Below are 22048 nucleotides of genomic sequence, written 5' to 3' on the forward strand. Positions count from 1 at the left end.
CGACTGAAGGTTTACAGCGCGTTAAAATTCGTTACTATCAATATCGGATGCAATATCAAGCGCAATAACATTCGAATATAACTTGAATAACCAATGGAATATTAATAATGACTAAAGTTCTTCATACAGAATCTGCTCCTGCTGCAATTGGCCCATACGTTCAAGGTGTTGATCTTGGTAGCATGGTTATGACTTCAGGTCAGATCCCAGTTAACCCAGTAACCGGTGAAGTACCTGCTGAAATTACAGCACAAGCACGTCAATCATTAGACAATGTGAAAGCGGTCGTTGAGTCTTCGGGGTTAACTGTTGGCGATATTGTTAAAATGACAGTTTTTGTAAAAGACCTGAATGACTTTGTTGCTGTGAATGAAGTCTACGGTGCATTCTTTGATGAGCATAATGTAGCAAATTACCCAGCTCGTTCATGTGTTGAAGTGGCACGTCTGCCTAAAGATGTTGGTATTGAAATCGAAGCCATTGCAGTTCGTAAGTAATACCTTTCAAGTGATATTCAAGTGGTGGGGAGATAACATTGTCTTTTAAAAGCCACTTGAGTATCAAATTGTCTTCTCAACCTCACCTATTAAGTAACCTTCCTCGTATACTTAAATCAAACAAGAGATAAATCACCGACCTCTTTAGTAAGCTGTATACTCAAGTAACTTGCGATGAAGTGTTAAGCCAGAAATATGAATACAAAATTAAACCTTTCAATGCTACTGATTGTGCTAAGTACCTTCTTCTCATTTTCAGCGTCGGCAAATTCAAGCATTCTTTTAACCTTAAGCGATGCCAATGGCTTTACGCGCACCTTTACCAAGCAAGATCTCGAAGCTCTTCCTCAAGAAACCATTACCACAACCACGCCTTGGACCAAAGGCAGTAATACCTATGAAGGCCCAAAACTGAGTGCTGTCGTCAACCTTGCGCCTAAACCGTTCGATTCCTTCACCACTTATGCTCTCAACGACTATTCTTATACCATCACAAAAGAAGACTTGAAGCATTATCAATTCATTTTGGCTATGAAAGAGAATGGCAAGGAAATGAATATTCGAAACAATGGTCCTTTGTGGATTTTAATCCCCTTCTCTGAACACCCTGGTATAAAAAGAGGGGACGAGATTTTAAATATGCTGGTTTGGCAACTCACAAGAATTGAGATTAATTAACCTCAGGTTTTCATAACAAGAGCAACTCAAACCTGAGGTTAAATTGTATTTTAATCTTTAATGCCCGCCGGCAGCAGCGGCAGATGTTCCAGCGCCAGACTTAATAAAAGGCCCTTTAGTAAACCAAATAAAGATAATCAAAATAAAGAATAACCAACCGAGCATATAGAAGTAATCGATAGTCGACATCATATACGACTGTGTAGTAATAATATGATCGACGGCTGCAAAATTAGCTTGAGTTTGCCCACCCATTTTTTGCAAATAATCGACCGATGCTGGTTCATAATTACTGACATGCTCTGTAAGCGTAGCATGATGAAAATCCGCACGACGACTCCAAATCCAAGTGGTCAGCGATGACGCAAAACTGCCGCCCAACACGCGAAGAAACGTCGTTAAACCAGAACCTTCTGCAATATCATGTCCATGTAAATTAGACATAAATATAGTAGTCAATGGCATAAACATGAAAGCAATGCCTATTCCCATAAACAATTGCACTTCAGCAACCGATGCAAAATCGACAAAAGTGTTAAAGTTTGCGCGCAAGAAACACGACGTGCCAATAACCACAAATGAAATACTAGCCAAAATACGCAAATCAAATTTACCTGCATATTTACCAATAAATGGCGTTAGCAATAAAGGTAATATCCCCATTGGCGCAGACGCTAGCCCTGCCCAAATCGAAGTGTATCCCATATAAATTTGTAGCCACTGAGGCAAGATAATATTAATAGCAAAGAAGGCTGAATAGCTCAGCACTAAAGCAATCGTACCAAAAGCGTAATTGCGATCTTTGAATAAATATAAATTAACGATCGGATGCTTTTCGGTCAGTTCCCAAATCACAAATGAAATTAATGCGACTACTGAAATAGAAGTCATCACGATGATATTGGTGGACTCAAACCAATCCGCATCATTACCTAAATCCAATACAACCTGTAGTAACCCAACCCCTAATACCAACAGTGCAATACCAATGTAATCAACCGGCACTTTGGCGGTTACATCCACTCGGCCTTTTAATTGCTGCCAAACCACAGTGCAACAAAAAATACCAATAGGAACATTAATAAAGAAAATCCATGGCCATGAATAATTATCAGTGATCCAACCACCGGTAATCGGTCCTACAATTGGCGCAACAACCGTAACCATTGAAATTAATGCTAATGCGGTACCACGTTTCACTGTGGGGAAAATGGCTAACAATAAAGTCTGACACATTGGAAACATCGGTCCTGCAAAAAAACCTTGCAGCGCACGAAATACAATCAGCTCCGGCATGCTAGTTGCAATACCACATAAAAAGGAAGCAAAGGTAAACAAAGCTACCGACAGAATGAATAATCTAAGCTGCCCAATTCGACGAGAAAACCACCCTGTCAACGGCAAGGCAATCGCATTACACACGGCAAACGATGTAATAACCCAAGTACTTTGCTCGGAACTCACCCCTAAATTACCGGCAATCGTTGGTAAGGCAACGTTAGCAATCGTACTATCAAGCACTTGCATAAAGGTTGCAAGTGCCAATGCGATCGTCGCTAACACCATACTCGGTGGCGTATAAGTTTGATCGTTCATGAGAGCCTCGTTATTGAGCAGAAACCGTTATGCCGACATTTTCATGCAAAATTTTTGTCACGAGTTTATCTGCTTCCGCTAAGCTACTTTGATAAACATCAGTATCATAACGAGCTACTTTGGTTGATTCTTTTGCTAAAACCTTGCCGCTTGTATCTTTAATATTCACATTAGCGAGCATCGACAAACCAATGCGCAGTGGATATTGATCTTGGTTTTGATCATCCAAACGGATCTTAACGGTTAAACGTTGAACGATCTTGATCCAGTTACCACTCGCATTTTGCGCGGGCAATAAAGAAAATGCACTACCGGTTCCTATACCTAAACTTTCAATGACACCCTTATATTCAACATCTTCGCCGTATAAATCAGAAGTCAAAGTAACAGGCTGCCCAATACGCATGTCTTTCATTTGGCTTTCTTTGAAGTTTGCATCAACCCACACTTGGTGAAGAGGCACAATCGCCATCAATTGGCTTCCCGGTTGCACTTGGCTACCTAATTGAACCGCACGCTTAGCAACATAGCCACTGACTGGCGATACAATTTTGGTGCGAAGATTATCCAAATAAGCTTGGCGTAAATTAGCAACGGCTGTTTTCACTTCAGGGTGAGTTTCTAATACCGTGTTATCGACTAAAGCAATCGTCATTTGCAAGGATTGCTCAGCCGCTTCTAGTTGGCTTTTAGCCGCTTCAAAAGTATCACGGTAATGAATCAAATCTTCTTTTGAAATCGCACCTGTTTTCACTAAGTTTTTACGACGGTTGTAGTCATTCAACGCTTGACGGTATTCAACCTTACTGGTTTCTACTTTTGCTTTAAAATTATCCGCAGATGCGTACATACTGCGAACTTCCCTGACTTTATTGGCAAGCTTAGCTTCTGCAACCTGCAAGGCAATCTGAGTGTTATTCGAATCAAGGGTCACTAATACTTGCCCCTTTTCAACATAATCCCCCTCATCTGGCACGACTTGACTAACGGTTCCTGAAATTTGCGGAGAAAGTGCCACCAAATTACCATTCACATAAGCATCATCCGTTTCTTCGTAATACTTAGAATACATTTCGTAATAAGTAAAAACACCACCAGCAGCAATCACCAGTAAGACAAATAAAATGAAGAATGAAAGTTTGCGCTTACTTTTTGGTTTTACCGATGTTTCAATATTTTTTTCTGTATTTTCCATGATTCAACCATTTGAACATTAAGATAGAAAGTCTATTTCCGTTATTGTTAAGCTGACAAAATTAAAACGACAGCCTATCAATAACAAAGGTGTATGGCAGTTTGATTAAGGCAATAGTCGCTTTAATAAACCAGTTAATTGATCCACTTCATCACTAGATAAATCACCAATTAACAGTGGAGAAACATGGTTATTAATGATTTCGAGACACTCTTCTAATAAAGATTGCCCTGTTGTTGTCAGGTGAAGCAGCACTCCACGTTTATCTTCTGGATTGGGTTGTTTTTCAATTAATGATTTCTTAACTAAACGCTCAATCATGCGAGTCATTGAACCACAATCAATAGACAGTAATTTACTGATCTCGGCAGGAGAATTCGCCCCATCAAACGCGATAGCAGCAAGGACTTTAAATTGTGCTGGCGTCATATCTAAAGGCATTAAATAGTGATGCAATAAGCGCTCTTTATGATGATTAACCAAACCAATAAGCTTTCCTAAAGGGATACCACATGGAAAGGCTTGAGATTCATTAGTCATACATATTCTCCACGTTATCATTAAGGGGTAATCGGAAATGGATTGCATTAGACTATTTGCCTAGGCAAGTAACTTATGGCAAATATTACTGCCTAGGCAAGTAGTGTGTCAATAAACATTTCAAAATGTAAGTAAATATTTTTATAACTTAAAAAGTCAGATACAAAAAAAGCCAATGTGATCGATAAGATCACATTGGCTTTTAAACTATTTCAAGAAGGTTTTCTATGGTGGAAGAAAAGCTTTAATTACGGCTTATTCAACCCAACAACTTCTTCATCAAGTTGCTCAAGCTTTGCTTTCATTTGATTACGACATTCTTTTAATAAATGGCGTACATCTTCTTTCGCATAACCTTCTACACTGATCGGAGGTAACATTTCAACAATAACGTGGCCATTATTCCAACGGTTTAACTTGATCTTATCAGTGCTACTACAAACGATCGGCACGATCGGAACTTGAGCGGCAATAGCAGCATGGAATGCCCCTGTTTTAAAAGGCAATAAGCCACGCCCACGAGAACGTGTTCCTTCTGGGAACATCCAAACCGATACTTTATTTTTCTTAATTTGATCAGCAACTTGGCTGATCGTATCCATCGCCTTGCTGCGATTAGCACGGTCAATCAAAATATTGCCAGTTAGCCAATACAATTGACCAAATAACGGTAACCATACTAAGCTTTTTTTGCCTACGGTTACGACATTAGGAGTCACTGCCGAAGATATCGTAAATAGGTCCCAATTATTTTGATGGTTACCTAAATAAATATGTTGCCCACGGTTGTAAGCATCATCAGGAATTCGAAGCGTCAGCTTTATCCCAAAGACTCTAGACATACGGCCAAACATACGACCAAAAGTGAAAACATGACGAGGGTTTCTTGGGCTAAATAAACAATAACCACACCCAAAAATAAACATGAATACAGCAAATATCGCGACAGCAATAATGCGCAGTAAAGCAATCATTCCAATTCTCCAATCACATACAGCGTAAATATAACAACCGCAGTACACAATAAAAAAGCCGAAACCACAAGGTTTCAGCTTCAGTATCAGCGTTAACCTTACCTAAAATTTAGGTAAATTATCGCTATTATTATTGAAAACGCTCAATATTAGCACCAAGTGCATTCAATTTGTTTTCAATACGATCATAACCACGATCGATATGGTAAATACGATCAACAATTGTCTCGCCTTTTGCGATGCAGCCAGCAATCACAAGGCTTGCCGATGCTCGAAGATCGGTTGCCATCACTTGTGCGCCAGTTAAGCCATTAGTATCACCACAAATGACGGTATTACCTTCAATCTCGGCTTTAGCACCCATTCGTAATAATTCAGGAACGTGCATAAAGCGATTTTCAAAGATAGTTTCAGTAATAACACCACTGCCTTTCGCCATCATATTCAACAAGGTGAATTGAGCTTGCATATCGGTTGGGAAACCTGGATGCGGTGCAGTGCGGATGTTAACCGATTTAAGTTCACGGCCTTCCATATCAAGGCTAATCCAGTCTTCACCAGATTCCACCTTAGCACCGGCTTCTTCAAGCTTAGCTAATACTGCTTCAAGTAACGATGCTTTCGTATTACGGCAAACAACTTTACCGCCAGAAACCGCAGCAGCAACTAAGAAAGTCCCCGTTTCAATGCGATCAGCCACAACCGTATGTTTACCACCAGCAAGGTGTTCAACACCTTCAATTGTAATTGTACCAGAACCTGCACCTGTAATTTTCGCACCAATGCTATTTAAGAAAGCAGCCGTATCTTCAATCTCAGGTTCGCGTGCCGCATTTTCTAACACGGTTTTGCCTTCTGCTAATGTGGCAGCGCACATAACAGTGATCGTGGCGCCAACAGAAACTTTATCCATCACGATATGAGCGCCTTTTAAGCGGCCATCCACTTCGGCTTTAACATAACCATCTTCTAATGTGATGGTGGCACCTAATTGCTCAAGACCATGAATATGAAGGTCAACCGGTCGAGCACCAATCGCACAACCGCCTGGTAAAGAAACTTGTCCTTTACCAAAACGTGCGACTAATGGGCCAAGTGCCCAAATGGATGCACGCATAGTTTTTACTAAATCATACGGTGCGCAATATTCATGAATAGGGCCGGAATTAACATGAATGCTATCATCTTCACGAGACACTTCTGCACCAAGACGCTTAAGTAATTCCATTGATGTATCGATATCACGCAATGCTGGAACATTTGCCACTTCTACCGGACCTTCAGATAAAATTGCAGCAAATAAAATTGGTAAGGCTGCATTTTTCGCACCAGAGATGGTCACTTCGCCTTTCAGTGGGCCGGAGCCGTGTACTTTAAACTTTTCCATTAAAAACCTTGCTTTAACTAAGCTCTTATTCTTTGATAAAAGCTACAACGACATTAATTTTTTATCACGCGCCCATTCTTCAGGCGTGTACGCTTTTATTGATACTGCATGAATATCATTTCTTTGGATATATTCCATCAGAGGAGCGTAAATTAATTGTTGTTTCTTTACTCGGCTCATACCATCAAAAGCAGAATCAACCGCAACTACTTCGTAGTGGCTACCTTCGCCTTTAACATGAATTTCTTGTAATGACAGTGCGTCATCTAATATTTGTTTTACTTGGATAATGTCCACGTAACCCTCTATATCTCAGTAGGTTGAATATGATCGAGAAAAATCTCATCAATATTGCTGAGCTTAAATAATGTTTGAAGTTGATCTGGCATAAAGGTCAGCATTATATGGCAATTCATATTTTTTGCATGCTGTAATAAATGAATCAGCATCACCATACCAGCCGAATCAACGCGTTCAAGCTGTTTTAAGCATACTTCAAATTCAGTTGTTTTGGGCTGCCAATCTTGTAATTGACGCCAAAGGGCAGGTACAGTATCACGAGTTAAATACCCAATGATAGAGGCAAGATGCTCAGAGCCCTCTTGCCACGTAACTTGTGCCATTACTTATTTCCTTCAAATACAATGTCTTTTTTCGCCAAGACTTTCAATTCTTGAGTCACCGCAGGTATACCATCTTGACGAATTTTTGTATTCCACTCTGATTGCTTACTTGATAACAAGCTAATACCTTCCGCTACCATATCGTAAGCTTTCCATTCCCCTGTTTTGTTATTTTTTAACAAGGTGAAATCCAATTTAATATTAGGTCTATCGTTATCAATAATTTCAACTGGAATAGAAATCACTCGGCGATCATCTGGAATCGCTTTTTCTTGTGAAAATTGAATTTTTTGATCTGTGTATTGAGTTAACACTTGAGCGTAAGACGTAATTAAGTAAGCACGAAATTCATCAATAAAGGCCGCGACTTCTTTCTTATCGGCCCCACGTAAATTTGGTCCCAATAATTTTAATGCGGTGTATTGATAATTCACATACGGCATCATTTCTTCATCAACGATGGTTTTTAAATAATTTGGATCACTCTGAACTTTAGGTTGTTCCGCCTTCAAACGATTAAAAGTTTGATCAGCAACCGAATGCATCATTTTATATGGATTAGTGCTATCAATTTCATCGGCTTGAACAGTAAAAACCACACCAATAAGCACAATCAGCATTGCTATTTTTTTAAACCACAACATACCCTACTCCTTCACTGAAGATGTGTCTGAACCTGAATCTTTACTGCTATATAAGAACTGCCCAATTAAATCTTCTAACACTAAGGCAGATTTGGTGTCTTCAATGTAATCACCGTTATCAAGCATAGCAATACCATCCATAACAAAACCTGGAACTAAACTGATGTATTGCTCACCAATCAAACCAGACGTTAAGATTTGAGCGCTAGACGTATCTGGATACTCGCCAAATTGACGACCAATCGCCATGCTCACAACCGGAACATAATCTTGAGTATCAAGATGAATCCCAGTCACCTGACCAACCACCACTCCTCCTACTTTGACTGGAGAGCGAACTTTAAGGTTCCCGATATTATCAAAGCGTGCTTTGAGGGTGTAATTATCACTTGGCCCAATGCTTGTCACATTGGCGACTTTAAACATCATGATAAAAATGGCAACCACACCTACGAGCACAAAACTGCCTACCATAAACTCTAAACGACGATTTTTTTGCATGATTTAATTTCCAAAAATAGTATTCAATTTAATGTTGGAAGCGAGTACTCGACTAATTACCAAACATTAAAGCGGTAAGAATAAAGTCAATTCCCAGCACAGCTAACGAAGAATGCACTACTGTTCTGGTAGTCGCTTGGCTAATACCTTCTGAAGTCGGAACACAGTCGTAACCATTAAATAAGGCAATCCAAATAATGGTAATAGCAAATACCAAACTTTTGATGACACTATTACCAATGTCATAACCCAAACTCACTGAAGACTGCATTGCGGACCAATAACTGCCTGCATCAATGCCTTTCCATTCCACGCCAACAATTTGCCCACCCCAAATACCAACCGCCATAAAGATCATGGCAAGTAATGGCATGGAAATAACGCCAGCCCAAAAACGAGGTGCAATGACTCGACGTAACGGATCGATTGCCATCATTTCTAAACTCGATAGCTGCTCAGTGGCTTTCATTAAACCAATTTCAGCAGTTAAAGCCGAACCTGCACGTCCTGCGAATAATAATGCGGTTACAACAGGGCCTAGCTCTCTTAATAACGATAACGCCACCATTTGCCCTAAGCTGCCTTCTGCGCCGTAATCGACCAAAATGATGTAACCTTGCAAGCTTAACACCATGCCGATAAATAACCCCGACACCACGATAATCGCCAGTGATTGAACCCCAACGGTATACAATTGCTTTATCAGTAAAGGAAAGTTTTTTCGAAATTGTGGCTTACCGATAAGAGCGCCAAACAACATAAGGGAAGCGCGTCCCCATGCTTCACAAAGCGTAATGGTTCGTGAACCTATTTTTGCGATCCATTCAAATTTGGATTTCGATGCCTGATGTTGATCATTCACAACCAAATAAATCCTTTTCTAATGATGACGCTGGAAAATGAAATGGTACTGGGCCATCTTCTTTTCCGGTTAAGAATTGTTGAACCCTTTCATCTTTCATTTGTTCTAATTCAGCGGGGGTTCCTTGGCCAATGACTTTGCCATCAGAAAGCAAATAAACATAATCAGCAATGCTCATCACTTCTGGCACATCATGTGATACCACAACAGAGGTGACCCCAAGTGCATGGTTTAAATTTTTAATCAACTTCACTAAGACCCCCATTGTAATAGGATCTTGCCCAACAAAAGGCTCGTCATACATGATGAGTTCAGGATCTAAAGCAATCGCACGAGCAAGCGCTGCACGACGAGCCATGCCGCCAGATAATTCACTTGGCATCAATGTTGTCGCGCCACGAAGCCCTACTGCTTCCAGTTTTAGCTTTACTAATGTCTCAATGAAAGACTCGCTCAAGTCAGTATGCTCTCGTAATGGGAATGCCACGTTATCGAACACATTCATATCGGTAAAGAGCGCACCAGATTGAAACAACATGCTCATCTTTTTTCTAACTTGGTACAGTTTTTTACGACTTAAAGCTGGAACATTATCCCCGTCAAACCAAATCTCACCACTTTCAGGAGGAATCTGTCCTCCGATCAAACGAAGTAATGTGGTTTTCCCTATCCCTGAAGGCCCCATAATGGCGGTGATCTTGCCTTTCGGGATAGACAAATCAATATCATCGAAAATCATTCTTTGATTACGACGAAAAGTCAGTGATTTAATCAATATCAAATCCGATGACATAAAGCCTCTTTATAGGTAATAACAAAACCGAAATACACAAGCATGATAAGCACAATAACTCTAGAGTTCAAAATAATGTGTGCAATAATACTTTTTGATTGTATTTTTTCCATGTATATCAGGTTAATAACGATAAATTATTAATAAATATGTACAAGCGCTTCCATTTTAGAATTTGAAGCGTCAAAATTGCCTCCGCTTACCCAAACCATTATGCTGAACAATAAGCCCCATTATTTAAAATACAATCATTAATAACAGCTTGGTTTGGCTTATTTAATCGATTATTAATTTCATACAGGAATGCTCATGTTACTCGCCGTTGTTTTACTTGTTGTTGGTCTCGCTTTACTCGTTTGGAGTGCAGATAAGCTTGTATATGGCTCAGCAGCTGTAGCAAAGAATATGGGTATTTCACCATTAGTCATCGGTATGACGATACTTGCTATGGGATCTTCTGCGCCTGAAATGATGGTTTCTGCAACCGCAGCATTAGATGGAAAGACCGACACTGCGATAGGAAATGTCTTAGGTTCTAACATCGCCAACATTGCTTTGATTTTAGGTATCACCGCTTTAATCAAACCACTGTCTATTGGTTCTACTATTCTGCGCCGTGAACTCCCACTGATGCTCCTTGTCACATTAGTGGCAGGAGGCATACTTTGGGATAATTACCTTGGTTTTGCTGAAGGCTTACTGCTCATCGCTTTATTTGCAATTTTTATTATTGTGATGCTCAAGATTAGCCAACAAGAAAAAAATAACCAAGATGTATTACTCGATCAACAAGAGTCAGACATCCCCGTTGGCGTGAGTAATAAAAACGCAATATTTTGGGTTGTTGTAGGCTTAATTTTACTGCCAATCTCGGCCAATTTACTGGTGAACAATGCGGTCATTATTGCTAAATACTTTGGCATGAGTGACCTTGTTATAGGCTTAACCATTATTGCTATTGGAACCAGCCTACCCGAACTCGCCGCTTCACTTGCCGGAGTGTTAAAAGGTGAAGATGATATGGCAGTGGGTAATATCATTGGTTCGAACATTTTCAATATATTAGCGGTAATGGGGATCCCAGCATTGTTACATCCTTCCGTATTAAGTGAAGAGGCGATGGGGCGTGACTTTTGGGTCATGCTCGGTTTATCACTCTTATTGGTGGTGATGGCGCTCGGTAAGTCTCGCAGTATCAACCGCATTGAAGGCGGCATATTATTCCTATGTTTCTTATCTTATATCGGTTATCTGTTTTATAATATCAGTGCGTAATAGAAAACTGATGATCATTTTATAGCCTGAACAACTTCAAGATGCAGAAGTCGTAGGCATAATTAGGGTGACAATGATGTCGCCCTTTTGCTTTAATATTCATATCACTTTTGTCTTAAACCATTAGGAATACCATTGATGTCTACTTCATTTGATTACTGCGCTGCTGCAAAAGATGTGCTTGCTATTGAAATGCAAGGGCTACAACAACTCGCGCAATATTTTGATGACAGCTTCACTCAAGCTTGTGAATTAGTACTGAACAACCAAGGAAAAGTGGTTGTTATGGGAATGGGTAAATCCGGACACATTGGTAAAAAAATTGCGGCAACGCTTGCTAGCACAGGTACTTCGGCATTTTTTGTACACCCTGGCGAAGCAAGCCATGGCGATCTTGGTATGGTTGAATCCGGTGATATTGTTTTAGCCATTTCAAATTCTGGCGAGTCATCAGAAATATTATCGCTTTACCCTGTATTAAAACGCCGTAACATTCGCATCATCGGCATGACTGGCAAGCCTGAATCAAACATGGCAAAACTGGCAGATATCCACCTACAGATCACCGTTCCAGAAGAAGCTTGTCCGCTTGATCTCGCTCCAACATCAAGCACCACTGCAACATTAGTCATGGGTGATGCTTTTGCAGTAGCGTTAATGAAAGCACGCGGATTTACCGCTGAAGATTTTGCCCTATCTCATCCGGGTGGTGCATTAGGTCGTAAATTACTGTTGAAACTGTCTGATATTATGCATTCAGGCGCTGCGCTGCCAACGGTTCCTCAAGATGCTTTGATTCGTGATGCTCTATTAGAAGTATCACAAAAAGGTCTAGGCATGACCGCTGTTGTCGATAACGATATGACGCTGCTAGGCATCTTCACCGATGGTGATTTACGCCGCTTACTGGATCAACGAATTGATGTTCATACCACACCGATCAACCAAGTGATGACCAAAAACCCAACGGTTGCCAATCCTAATCTATTGGCTGTTGAAGGGTTAAATATCATGCAAGAAAAAAGTATCAATGGCTTAATGCTATGCCAAGATGGTAAATTAGTTGGCGCACTGAATATGCACGACTTATTAAAAGCTGGAGTAATGTAATGAGCCGAATGACACCAACCCCCTACGGACAAGCCCCAACGGCTATTTTAAAAATAGCGAAAAACATCAAACTATTAATTTGTGATGTCGATGGCGTGTTTTCTGATGGATTGGTGTACATGGGTAATCAAGGTGAAGAATTAAAGACCTTCCATACTCGTGATGGCTATGGCGTGAAATCGTTAATGCAAGCAGGCATTGAAATTGCGATCATTACCGGTCGTCAATCCAAAATAGTCGAAAACCGGATGAAAGCGTTGGGTATTAATTTAATTTACCAAGGTCAAGACAATAAATTGATCGCCTACCAAGATATTTTGAATAAACTAAAAATATCCCCCGAACAAGTCGGTTATATTGGTGATGATCTCATTGATTGGCCTGTTATGGAAAAAGTCGCACTTAAAGTGAGCGTAGCAGATGGGCACCCTCTTTTGGTTCAACGTGCCAATTACGTCACTCACATTAAAGGTGGTCATGGCGCAGTACGTGAAGTTTGTGATTTGATATTACAAGCCAGAGATGAGCTTGAGGCTTACCAAGGTTTAAGTATATGAGCCTATCCAAACTCACGTATCTCGTACTTTTTTTTATCGCTTCATGGTCGGCGTATTATTTATACGAAAAATCAGCAACCGATGTTGATCAAGTCGCCCCGAGCACAGAAGCGCCAATGTTCACAGGTAGTGACTTATACAATACCAGTTATGATATTAATGGATTAAGAAACTATAAAATCCATTCAACATCACTTGAACATTACGCCCAAACAGGCAAGACTACTTTTTATCAACCTAGGCTCATCGTCTATCGTGAAGGTACAATTGATGAGTGGGTCGTTACTTCCGACACAGGCGTGCTAGATAAAGAAAATGTATTAACGCTCAATGGTAATGTTGTGGCAAGAAACACGCTACCGGATTCAAGTTTTGATAAACTTACCACCGATACCATGCAGCTAAACCTTAAGACCAAAGATTTCTCAAGTGACACGAAAGTCACCATGACAGGTCCACAATTTATTAATATAGGGAACGCGATGAAAGGCAACTTCGACGCCAATGTCGCCACTCTGTTTAACCAAGTTCAAGGTAAATATGAAACTCTCACACCTTAGTCTATTTCTTTGTTTACTTGCCCCTTCTGCATCTTGGGCTTTAACGAGCGATCGTGAACAACCGATTTATATCGACTCTGATCAGCAAAATATCGATATGAAAAGCAATAAAGTAACTTTCACTGGTAATGTGACTTTAAAGCAAGGCAGCATTCATATTACCGCTGATACCCTAATTGTCTTTCGCGATGCCAAGACAGGAGAACTAACTGAGCTTCAAGGTTATGGTGAACCTTCTCACTTTTCGCAAAAGACCGATGATGGCAAAACACTGAAAGGCCAAGCTAATACTTTAGTGTACAAGGTCAAAGACGATAAATTAGTCATGACCACCAATGCAGAACTGCATCAAGATGATAGTGTTATTCGTGGTAAAGTCATCACCTACCACATTTCAAGCCAGAATTTAAAGGCTGATGGTGGTGGTAAAAGTGGCGAGCGAGTATCAACCGTTATACAGCCTTCTCAATTGGAACAAAAATAATATGGCAACGCTAAAAGCAGAAAAACTTGCCAAAACCTACGGCACTCGAAAAGTCGTCAGTGATGTTGGCTTAGAAGTAAAATCAGGGCAAATCGTTGGGTTGCTTGGGCCAAATGGAGCTGGTAAAACTACCTCATTCTATATGATCGTGGGGTTAGTTAGCCGCGATGAAGGCACAATCAGCATTGATGACGAAGACATTAGTATTCTTCCAATGCATCAGCGTTCTCGTATGGGAATTGGCTATTTACCTCAGGAAGCCTCAATTTTCCGTAAACTCTCAGTTGAAGACAACATCATGGCAGTACTGCAAACCCGTGATGAACTAACCAAAATGGATAAGCAAGATCGCTTAGAAGAATTGCTTGATGAATTTCATATTCAGCATATTCGTAAAAGTAACGGAATGGCATTATCCGGTGGTGAACGTCGCCGAGTAGAAATAGCCCGAGCGCTTGCTGCCAATCCTAAATTTATTTTACTTGATGAACCCTTTGCTGGGGTTGACCCAATTTCGGTTATCGATATCAAGAAAATCATTGAACACTTACGTGATCGTGGCTTAGGAGTGTTAATTACCGACCATAACGTACGTGAAACGCTAGACGTATGTGAACATGCTTACATCGTAAGCCAAGGTCATTTAATTGCCAACGGCACGCCTGAAGAAGTGCTCAATAATGAACAAGTGAAGAAAGTCTATTTAGGTGAACAATTCCGCTTATAGCTCGTTTTAGCCAGTTTAATTCTAGCTGATGAAGGATTCATCAATCGCTAGTTTAAAGCAGTATGGATAGGGATATTACAAGGCATGAGTATTGCATGAAGTCATCATTACAACTTAAGTTTGGTCAACACCTTTCAATGACCCCACAATTGCAACAGGCCATTCGCCTTTTGCAACTGTCTACCTTGGATTTACAACAAGAAATTCAAGAAGCGCTCGATTCCAATCCGCTTTTAGAGCTCGATGAATCGGTCGATGAAGTCACCGCACAAGAAAGTAATGGCTCGCCGAAAGTTGAGTCAGAAGAGCCTTCTTTACCTGAGCAATCTGAACATGACATGGCCGATAGCTCTGAGCATATCGAACAGTCAACCATCAGCGATGATCTTTCTATTGATGCCAGTTGGGAGGATGTCTATAGCTCAAATACCGGTAGTACAGGTATTAGCCAAGATGCTGAACTACCAGTTTATCAAGGTGAAACAACAGAAACACTGCAAGATTACCTCGAATGGCAGCTCGAACTTACGCCTTTTTCCGATACCGACAGAACCATCGCTAGAGCCATTTTAGATGCGCTTGATCAACACGGTTACCTCACCGAAACATTAGAAGATATTCGTCAAAGCACAGGCAATGATGAAATAGAAATTGATGAAGTAGAAGCGGTATTAAAACGTATTCAGCAGTTTGATCCTCTTGGTGTCGCCTCAAGAAATCTACAAGAGTGCTTGTTATTACAATTAGCCATTTACCCTAAAGATACTCCATGGCTCACTGAAGCTAAAATGGTGTTACAAAATCATATTGACCAACTAGGCAATCGTGATTACAAGCTAATTTGTAAAGAAGCTAAGTTAAAAGAAGACGAGTTGAAGCAGGTTTTATCGTTAATTCAACAACTTGATCCGCGCCCAGGAAACAATGTCAATGTCGATGAAATTGAATACATTGTGCCTGATGTCTCGGTATTTAAAGATAAAGGCAAATGGACAGTTGCCATAAATCCCGACAGTGTGCCACGCTTAAAAGTGAATCAACAATACGCCGCTTTTAGCAAAGGCAATAGCGCTGACAGTCAATACATTCGCACCCATGTCCAAGAAGCCAAATGGTTAATCAAAAGCCTTGAAAGCAGAAATGAGACATTGCTCAAAGTTGCTCGATGCATAGTTGAACATCAGCAAGGTTTCTTTGAACATGGTGAAGAAGCGATGAAGCCGATGGTATTAAATGACATCGCCCTTGATGTCGATATGCATGAATCAACCATTTCACGAGTCACTACTCAGAAATACATGCACACGCCAAGAGGGATTTTTGAGTTGAAATATTTCTTCTCAAGTCATGTGAATACCGATGCTGGTGGAGAATGCTCTTCCACCGCTATTCGGGCTCTAATTAAAAAACTCGTGGCTGCTGAAGACAGTAAAAAACCACTGAGTGATAGTAAGATTGCAGCGCTTTTAGTTGATCAAGGAATACAAGTTGCCAGACGCACGATAGCCAAATATCGAGAGTCACTTGGCATCGCCCCTTCTAGTCAACGTAAACGCTTACTCTAAGGAGTAGCGACAACCAAAGAGGAAAGTCTATGCAAATGAATATTACTGGACATCATGTAGAGCTTACTGATGCACTTAACGACTACGTTAATACCAAATTCCAAAAGCTAGAACGTTTCTTCGAGCACATAAACAATACTCATGTCGTCTTGCGAGTTGAAAAATTACAGCAAATTGCCGAAGCAACACTACATGTAAATCACGGGGAAATACACGCTTCCTCGCAAAATGAGAATATGTATGCTTCAATTGATGACTTGGTCGATAAACTCGCCCGTCAATTAAGTAAACACAAAGAAAAATTAAGTAGCCATTAACCATGCATTTAAATGAAGTATTATCACTGGACTGCACCAAAACGGCAGTCCAGTGTACAAGTAAAAAACGTGCACTAGAAATCATTAGTGAAATCGCAGCCGAGCACAGTGGCATCAATTCAAATAAGCTTTTTGAATGCATGCTCAACCGTGAAAAAGTCGGTACGACTGGCATCGGTAATGGCATCGCCATTCCACATGGCCGTATGATGGAAAGCGATAAAGCGATTGCGGTATTACTTCAATGCGAACAACCCGTTGATTTTGATGCCATCGATAGCCGCCCAGTGGATATTATGTTCGCCCTTTTTGTGCCTGATGAGCAATGTAAACTGCATTTAAAAACCCTGTCATTGATGGCAGAAAAGCTCAATGACAAAGCAACACTCAAACAACTTCGTCATGCGGGATCCGATCAAGAACTTTACGACATCATGGTTAATAACTAATGACACCGTCCGATCCAAATAAATTGCGCATTATTGTCGTCAGTGGCCAATCAGGCGCTGGAAAAAGTGTTGCATTACGAGTGTTGGAAGATTTAGGTTATTACTGTGTTGATAACTTACCGGTTAATCTCCTAGATGATTTTGTTTCCTCTGTTCGTACTAGTAAACAAAATGTCGCCGTTAGCATTGATATTAGAAATCTCCCTCAAGATCCAACAGCCATTTCCACTACGCTGCAAAACTTGAAGCAAATCTACGATGTTAACGTATTGTTTTTAGATGCTGACGAAACCACATTACTGAAACGTTATAGTGAAACTCGTCGTATCCATCCCCTTTCGATGCTAAAAGAAAAGCTTTCTTTAGATCAAGCTATTGAACTTGAGAAAAACCTCTTGCTGAACCTAAAAGAAGAAGCGGATCTTGTCCTAGACAGCAGTAATTTATCTTTGCATGAATTAAGCGAAACCGTACGAATTCGAGTACAAGGCAGAGAATCAAAAAATCTCGTGATGGTATTTGAATCTTTCGGCTTCAAATATGGCCTGCCTAATGATGCAGATTACGTCTTCGATGTTCGCTTTTTACCTAACCCTCACTGGGTACCAGAACTTCGTCCACTAACCGGACTTGATCAGCTTATCGTTGATTTTCTGGATGCTCAAGACGATGTCATCGAACTTAATCACAGCATTGAAGCATTTATTGAAAAATGGTTGCCATTACTTGAAAAAAATAACCGCAGCTATTTAACCGTTGCGATTGGTTGCACTGGTGGTAAACATCGTTCAGTCTATCTCACTCAAAAATTAGGTGATCATTTCAAAGAAAAAGGTCATCAAGTCCAAATCCGTCATACTAGCTTAGAGAAAAACTTATAATGGATCAGTGCCAACAAACCGTTTTAATACAAAATCGATTAGGTTTACATGCGCGTGCTGCCATTAAATTAGTCGAATTAGCCCAAAGTTTTGATGCCACTTTAACCATCAGTAATGGCGAAAAAGAAGTGACTGCCGACAGTGTGATGGGATTATTATTGCTTGAATCATCTCAAGGTCAAAATATTGATATCAGTGCAAAAGGCGCTCAAGCGCAACAAGCGTTATCTGCAGTTTGTGCATTAATTGAACAGAAATTCGACGAAGAAGAATAATCCCCATACTTTTCATAGAAATTTCTTTTTACACTCCTAGTAAACGAATGACAATTTGCCTTAAATTAGGCTAAGATTCATGCCTCAATATTAATGGCTCATTTAGGAGGAGAGTATGGCTGAACAATTAGAGTTTGAACTCACCCATCAGACCCTCCAAGAAGTCAGTGACGCAATTGAAAATGGTCGTTTTGTCCATGTCCGCAGACAACTGCAAGACATGGAACCTGAAGATATTGCACACCTTTTAGAAGCATCCCCCCATCGAAGCCGTGATGTTCTATGGCAACTTACCGATCCTGAAGATTATGGTGAAATCCTTGATGAGCTTTCCGAAGACATCAAAGATAGCATCGTCTCTAAAATGGCTCCGGAAAAGCTGGCAGAAGCCACCGAAGGCATGGACACCGATGATGTCGCTTATGTCTTGCGTAGCTTACCGGACGATGTATCTCGTGAAGTTCTGGATCAAATGGATTCAGAAGATCGTGAACGTGTCGAGATCGCACTTTCTTATTCAGAGGATAGTGCCGGTGGTTTGATGAACACCGATGTGATCACCATTCGTAGTGATGTAGATGTCGATGTGGTTCTACGTTACCTGCGCATGAAGGGTGAATTACCTGAAGCAACCGATGCTTTGTATGTAATTGATAGCGACGATAAGCTAATTGGACACTTATCTTTAACCAGTTTAATCACCGCCCAAACCGATGTATCGATTACAGAGTTAATGGATGATGCCGATGAGGCGATTTCTGTCGATGCCAGTGCCACTGATGTCGCCAGCTTATTCGAACGTCGTAACTGGGTATCTGCACCTGTCGTTAACCATGAAAATCAACTGGTTGGTCGTATTACCATCGATGATGTGGTTGACGTTATTCGTGAAGATGCCGAACACTCAATGATGAGTATGGCTGGTCTAGACGATGACGCCGATACTTTTGCACCCGTCATCAAGTCGGTGCGCCGTCGTAGTATTTGGTTAGGCGCTAACGTATTAGCGGCTTTAGCTGCCGCCTCCGTTTCTAACATGTTTGAAGGCACTTTAGCGCAAATGGCATCTGTGGCCGTTTTAATGACCATTGTTCCATCTATGGGTGGCGTCGCTGGTAATCAAACCGTTGCACTGGTTATTCGTGGTTTAGCACTTGGGCATATCGGTAATACCAACCAACGATCGCTACTATTAAAAGAAGCCTCCATCGGCTTATTAAACGGTATTCTGTGGGCAATCATTATTGGTGGCATTGTAGTAATTTGGAAAGACAGTTTGATCTTGGGCATGATCATGTCGGCTGCCATGTTAGCTAACTTACTGGCCGCTGGTATTGCTGGGGTGACCATTCCAATCATGCTGAAAAAAATGAACATCGATCCAGCATTAGCTGGAGGAATGGCACTGACAACCGTGACCGATATGGTGGGCTTGTCGGCATTTTTAGGTCTCGCAACCTTAATGATTAATTTGAACTTGATCTAACCGAACTATCTTTAAGCGCTGTTCAAATATTGTGTAATGGGCACTCGAATCTAATTCAAGTGCCCATATTTTTTACTCGCCCGCGATTTTCATACCATCAATTAAAATAGAGCCCGTTTGAATTTGTGAGCGTGTTTCTGTATCCGTACCCACTGCAGAAATATGGTTAAACATGTCTTTTAAATTTCCAGCAATCGTAATTTCAGAAACCGGATACTGAATCACACCGTTTTCAACCCAAAAACCGGCTGCGCCACGAGAGTAATCCCCTGTCACCATATTCACGCCTTGACCCATTAATTCGGTAACAATCAGGCCTGTGCCCATGTCTTTAACTAGTTGAGAAAAATCTTGTCCGGTTGATCCAACAAACCAGTTATGTATACCACCAGCATGCCCGGTTGGTGTCATGGCCATTTTACGGGCTGCATAACTGGTCAAAAGGTAAGTGGAAAGCACACCATCAGTAATGATCTGTGTATCTTTGGTGAATACCCCTTCGCTATCAAACGCCCCCGAAGCTAAACCACGTAGTACATGAGGTTTCTCAGACACGTTAAACCAGCTAGGGAGAACCTGTGTATTCAATCGATCCAACAAGAATGATGACTTACGATATAAATTACCGCCGCTGATCGCCATCACTAAATGACCTAATAAACCAGTAGCCACATCGGCTTGGAACAACACAGGGTACTGACCTGTTTTGACTTGGCGAGCATCAAGGCGATCAATGGTTTTCTTCGCAGCTTGCAAGCCAACGGTTTCTGGCGTCCACATATCATCTTTATGACGAGCAATGGTATAGCTGTAATCACGCTCCATTTCACCTGTTTTGCCCGCGCCAATCACGCTACAACTCAAGCTATGACGACTCGAAGCATTACTCACGAGTAAGCCATGGCTATTCCCATAAACTTTAATACCATAATGGCTATCGTAACTCGCACCATCACTTTGCTTAATTTTATCGCTATATTCTAATGCTGCTTGTTCTGCTCGAATGGCCATTTCAGAAGCGTAATCTGGGTTTGGCTCATCGGGATGAAACAGATCCAAGTCTGGGATCTCTTTCACCATCAATTCTTTTGGTGCTGGCCCTGCATACGGATCGGGTGACGTATATTTGGCAATATCCAATGCCGCAGCGACTGCTTTTTGGATAGCTTTATCACTTAAATCTGAAGTAGAAGCACTGCCTTTACATTGACCGCGGTAAACGGTGATCCCTAAAGCTCCATCACTATTGAATTCAACATTCTCAACTTCGCAATCATGTGTAGTCACACTGATGCCTGTTGTTTTGGTGATGGCGACTTCAACAGCGTCCGCACTGACACTCGCAGTCTCCAAAGCTTTCGCTACGGCTGCTTCAAGTTCGATTTTTTGCTGAGCAATTTGCTGTTTTGCGTCCATATCTACTCTTAATTTGGTTTATTTCAACGATATTGCACTTAGGATAACAAGAATTTCGCTTTCTCCCCATAATTCTTGCTAAAATAGGGCAATAACATTCTCAGATTAAGAATAAGTAGACATTATGGCTCGTAAAAATCAAAAAGCGCCTTGGGAAGAAGAAGAGGAAATCATCTGGGTAAGTAAAACCGAGATGAAAGAAGACATGACTGCCTTGCAGGAACTGGGTGAAGAACTCGTCGGATTAAAGCCTTCATCATTGGATAAGTTCCCAATCAGTGATGACTTACGTCAAGCAATTGATAACGCACAGCGCTTTAAGAACGAAGCGAAACGTCGTCAATTACAATACATAGGTAAGTTGATGCGTCACATCGATCCTGCGCCTATTCAGGCTGAATTGGATAAGTTACGTAACAAGCACTCACAAGCAACGGCAGAGCTGCATAAGCTTGAAGAAATGCGTGATCGTATCGTAACTGAGATTGATCCAGCAATTGAAGACGTGATGGAGACTTACCCTGAAGCTGACCGTCAACGCTTACGTCAATTAGCCCGTCAAGCTCAAAAAGAGAAAGGCGGCAATAAGCCACCTAAAGCATCACGTGAAATTTTTCAAATATTGAAAGAACTGAAAGAATCTAAAGAAGATTAAT

Annotated in this window: 27 protein-coding genes; 15 read left to right on the plus strand and 12 right to left on the minus strand. The window is 40.9% G+C overall.

Going from position 1 to position 22048, the window contains the following annotated elements; all coding sequences use genetic code 11:
* The first annotated feature begins 107 nt into the window (after nt 1-107).
* Both A1QC_RS02875 and A1QC_RS02880 read left to right on the plus strand, forming a co-directional pair.
* Entirely contained in the window at nt 108-497 is a 390-nt protein-coding gene (locus A1QC_RS02875; protein ID WP_017026410.1) for a Rid family detoxifying hydrolase, read from the plus strand.
* Between the two features lie 195 nt (nt 498-692).
* Nucleotides 693-1175 (plus strand): hypothetical protein, encoded by a 483-nt coding sequence (locus A1QC_RS02880; protein ID WP_017026411.1) that lies wholly within the window; start codon nt 693-695, stop codon nt 1173-1175.
* 57 nt (nt 1176-1232) lie between these two features.
* On the opposite strand, the gene A1QC_RS02885 is transcribed toward A1QC_RS02880, so the two are convergent.
* The 11 genes from A1QC_RS02885 to mlaF form a co-directional block, all read right to left on the minus strand.
* Entirely contained in the window at nt 1233-2771 is a 1539-nt protein-coding gene (locus tag A1QC_RS02885) for a DHA2 family efflux MFS transporter permease subunit (protein ID WP_017026412.1), read from the minus strand.
* 10 nt (nt 2772-2781) lie between these two features.
* Nucleotides 2782-3966, minus strand: coding sequence for an efflux RND transporter periplasmic adaptor subunit (locus A1QC_RS02890; protein ID WP_017026413.1), 1185 nt, complete (start codon nt 3964-3966; stop codon nt 2782-2784).
* Between the two features lie 105 nt (nt 3967-4071).
* Entirely contained in the window at nt 4072-4506 is a 435-nt protein-coding gene (locus tag A1QC_RS02895) for a MarR family transcriptional regulator (RefSeq protein WP_017026414.1), read from the minus strand.
* Between the two features lie 248 nt (nt 4507-4754).
* Complete coding sequence (locus A1QC_RS02900; RefSeq protein ID WP_017026415.1) at nt 4755-5480, minus strand: 1-acylglycerol-3-phosphate O-acyltransferase; 726 nt, start codon at nt 5478-5480, stop codon at nt 4755-4757.
* A 130-nt stretch (nt 5481-5610) separates the two neighbouring features.
* Nucleotides 5611-6867 carry a UDP-N-acetylglucosamine 1-carboxyvinyltransferase gene (gene murA / locus A1QC_RS02905; protein ID WP_017026416.1) on the minus strand — a complete coding sequence of 419 codons (1257 nt, stop codon included), beginning with the start codon at nt 6865-6867 and terminating at the stop codon, nt 5611-5613.
* A gap of 42 nt (nt 6868-6909) precedes the next feature.
* Entirely contained in the window at nt 6910-7164 is a 255-nt protein-coding gene (gene ibaG, locus A1QC_RS02910) for a BolA family iron metabolism protein IbaG (RefSeq protein ID WP_017026417.1), read from the minus strand.
* Between the two features lie 8 nt (nt 7165-7172).
* Complete coding sequence (locus A1QC_RS02915; RefSeq protein ID WP_017026418.1) at nt 7173-7490, minus strand: STAS domain-containing protein; 318 nt, start codon at nt 7488-7490, stop codon at nt 7173-7175.
* Nucleotides 7490-8134 carry a phospholipid-binding protein MlaC gene (mlaC, locus tag A1QC_RS02920; RefSeq protein WP_017026419.1) on the minus strand — a complete coding sequence of 215 codons (645 nt, stop codon included), beginning with the start codon at nt 8132-8134 and terminating at the stop codon, nt 7490-7492. Before mlaC ends, A1QC_RS02915 begins: the two co-directional genes overlap by 1 nt.
* 3 nt (nt 8135-8137) lie before the next feature.
* The gene (gene mlaD / locus A1QC_RS02925) at nt 8138-8635 is read right to left on the minus strand and encodes an outer membrane lipid asymmetry maintenance protein MlaD (RefSeq protein WP_017026420.1); all 498 of its coding nucleotides are present in this window, start codon (nt 8633-8635) and stop codon (nt 8138-8140) included.
* A gap of 52 nt (nt 8636-8687) precedes the next feature.
* Nucleotides 8688-9455: a lipid asymmetry maintenance ABC transporter permease subunit MlaE gene (gene mlaE, locus A1QC_RS02930; protein ID WP_026025991.1), complete on the minus strand. Its 768-nt coding sequence runs from the start codon at nt 9453-9455 to the stop codon at nt 8688-8690.
* A gap of 34 nt (nt 9456-9489) precedes the next feature.
* Entirely contained in the window at nt 9490-10290 is an 801-nt protein-coding gene (mlaF, locus tag A1QC_RS02935) for a phospholipid ABC transporter ATP-binding protein MlaF (protein WP_017026422.1), read from the minus strand.
* A gap of 309 nt (nt 10291-10599) precedes the next feature.
* On the opposite strand from mlaF, the gene A1QC_RS02940 reads away from it, so the two are divergent.
* The 12 genes from A1QC_RS02940 to mgtE all read left to right on the plus strand — a co-directional run bounded on the left by A1QC_RS02940 (nt 10600) and on the right by mgtE (nt 19976).
* Nucleotides 10600-11565 carry a calcium/sodium antiporter gene (locus A1QC_RS02940; protein WP_017026423.1) on the plus strand — a complete coding sequence of 322 codons (966 nt, stop codon included), beginning with the start codon at nt 10600-10602 and terminating at the stop codon, nt 11563-11565.
* A gap of 138 nt (nt 11566-11703) precedes the next feature.
* On the plus strand, nt 11704-12675 hold the full coding sequence (gene kdsD / locus A1QC_RS02945; RefSeq protein ID WP_017026424.1) for an arabinose-5-phosphate isomerase KdsD: 972 nt from the start codon (nt 11704-11706) through the stop codon (nt 12673-12675).
* Entirely contained in the window at nt 12675-13232 is a 558-nt protein-coding gene (kdsC, locus tag A1QC_RS02950) for a 3-deoxy-manno-octulosonate-8-phosphatase KdsC (protein ID WP_017026425.1), read from the plus strand. Before kdsD ends, kdsC begins: the two co-directional genes overlap by 1 nt.
* Entirely contained in the window at nt 13229-13792 is a 564-nt protein-coding gene (lptC, locus tag A1QC_RS02955; RefSeq protein WP_017026426.1) for an LPS export ABC transporter periplasmic protein LptC, read from the plus strand. Before kdsC ends, lptC begins: the two co-directional genes overlap by 4 nt.
* Complete coding sequence (gene lptA / locus A1QC_RS02960; RefSeq protein WP_017026427.1) at nt 13773-14276, plus strand: lipopolysaccharide transport periplasmic protein LptA; 504 nt, start codon at nt 13773-13775, stop codon at nt 14274-14276. The genes lptC and lptA overlap by 20 nt, the downstream gene beginning before the upstream one ends.
* 1 nt (nt 14277) lies before the next feature.
* Nucleotides 14278-15003, plus strand: a complete 726-nt coding sequence (lptB, locus tag A1QC_RS02965; RefSeq protein WP_017026428.1) for an LPS export ABC transporter ATP-binding protein — start codon at nt 14278-14280, stop codon at nt 15001-15003.
* Between the two features lie 137 nt (nt 15004-15140).
* A complete protein-coding gene (locus A1QC_RS02970; RefSeq protein WP_431305835.1) occupies nt 15141-16568 on the plus strand; it encodes an RNA polymerase factor sigma-54 in 1428 nt (475 codons plus the stop codon).
* A gap of 29 nt (nt 16569-16597) precedes the next feature.
* Nucleotides 16598-16885 (plus strand): ribosome hibernation promoting factor, encoded by a 288-nt coding sequence (gene hpf, locus A1QC_RS02975; RefSeq protein WP_017026430.1) that lies wholly within the window; start codon nt 16598-16600, stop codon nt 16883-16885.
* Between the two features lie 2 nt (nt 16886-16887).
* On the plus strand, nt 16888-17334 hold the full coding sequence (gene ptsN / locus A1QC_RS02980) for a PTS IIA-like nitrogen regulatory protein PtsN (protein ID WP_017026431.1): 447 nt from the start codon (nt 16888-16890) through the stop codon (nt 17332-17334).
* A gap of 23 nt (nt 17335-17357) precedes the next feature.
* The gene (rapZ, locus tag A1QC_RS02985; protein ID WP_026025992.1) at nt 17358-18215 is read left to right on the plus strand and encodes an RNase adapter RapZ; all 858 of its coding nucleotides are present in this window, start codon (nt 17358-17360) and stop codon (nt 18213-18215) included.
* Nucleotides 18215-18490 (plus strand): HPr family phosphocarrier protein, encoded by a 276-nt coding sequence (locus A1QC_RS02990; protein WP_017026433.1) that lies wholly within the window; start codon nt 18215-18217, stop codon nt 18488-18490. The genes rapZ and A1QC_RS02990 overlap by 1 nt, the downstream gene beginning before the upstream one ends.
* Before the next feature lie 115 nt (nt 18491-18605).
* Nucleotides 18606-19976 carry a magnesium transporter gene (gene mgtE / locus A1QC_RS02995; RefSeq protein WP_017026434.1) on the plus strand — a complete coding sequence of 457 codons (1371 nt, stop codon included), beginning with the start codon at nt 18606-18608 and terminating at the stop codon, nt 19974-19976.
* Between the two features lie 72 nt (nt 19977-20048).
* On the opposite strand, the gene pmbA is transcribed toward mgtE, so the two are convergent.
* Nucleotides 20049-21392: a metalloprotease PmbA gene (gene pmbA / locus A1QC_RS03000; RefSeq protein WP_017026435.1), complete on the minus strand. Its 1344-nt coding sequence runs from the start codon at nt 21390-21392 to the stop codon at nt 20049-20051.
* 124 nt (nt 21393-21516) lie between these two features.
* On the opposite strand from pmbA, the gene yjgA reads away from it, so the two are divergent.
* Complete coding sequence (gene yjgA / locus A1QC_RS03005; RefSeq protein ID WP_017026436.1) at nt 21517-22047, plus strand: ribosome biogenesis factor YjgA; 531 nt, start codon at nt 21517-21519, stop codon at nt 22045-22047.
* Nucleotide 22048: the final 1 nt, after the last annotated feature.

The sequence above is a fragment of the Vibrio rumoiensis 1S-45 genome (assembly GCF_000286955.2).
Classification (GTDB): domain Bacteria; phylum Pseudomonadota; class Gammaproteobacteria; order Enterobacterales; family Vibrionaceae; genus Vibrio; species Vibrio rumoiensis_A.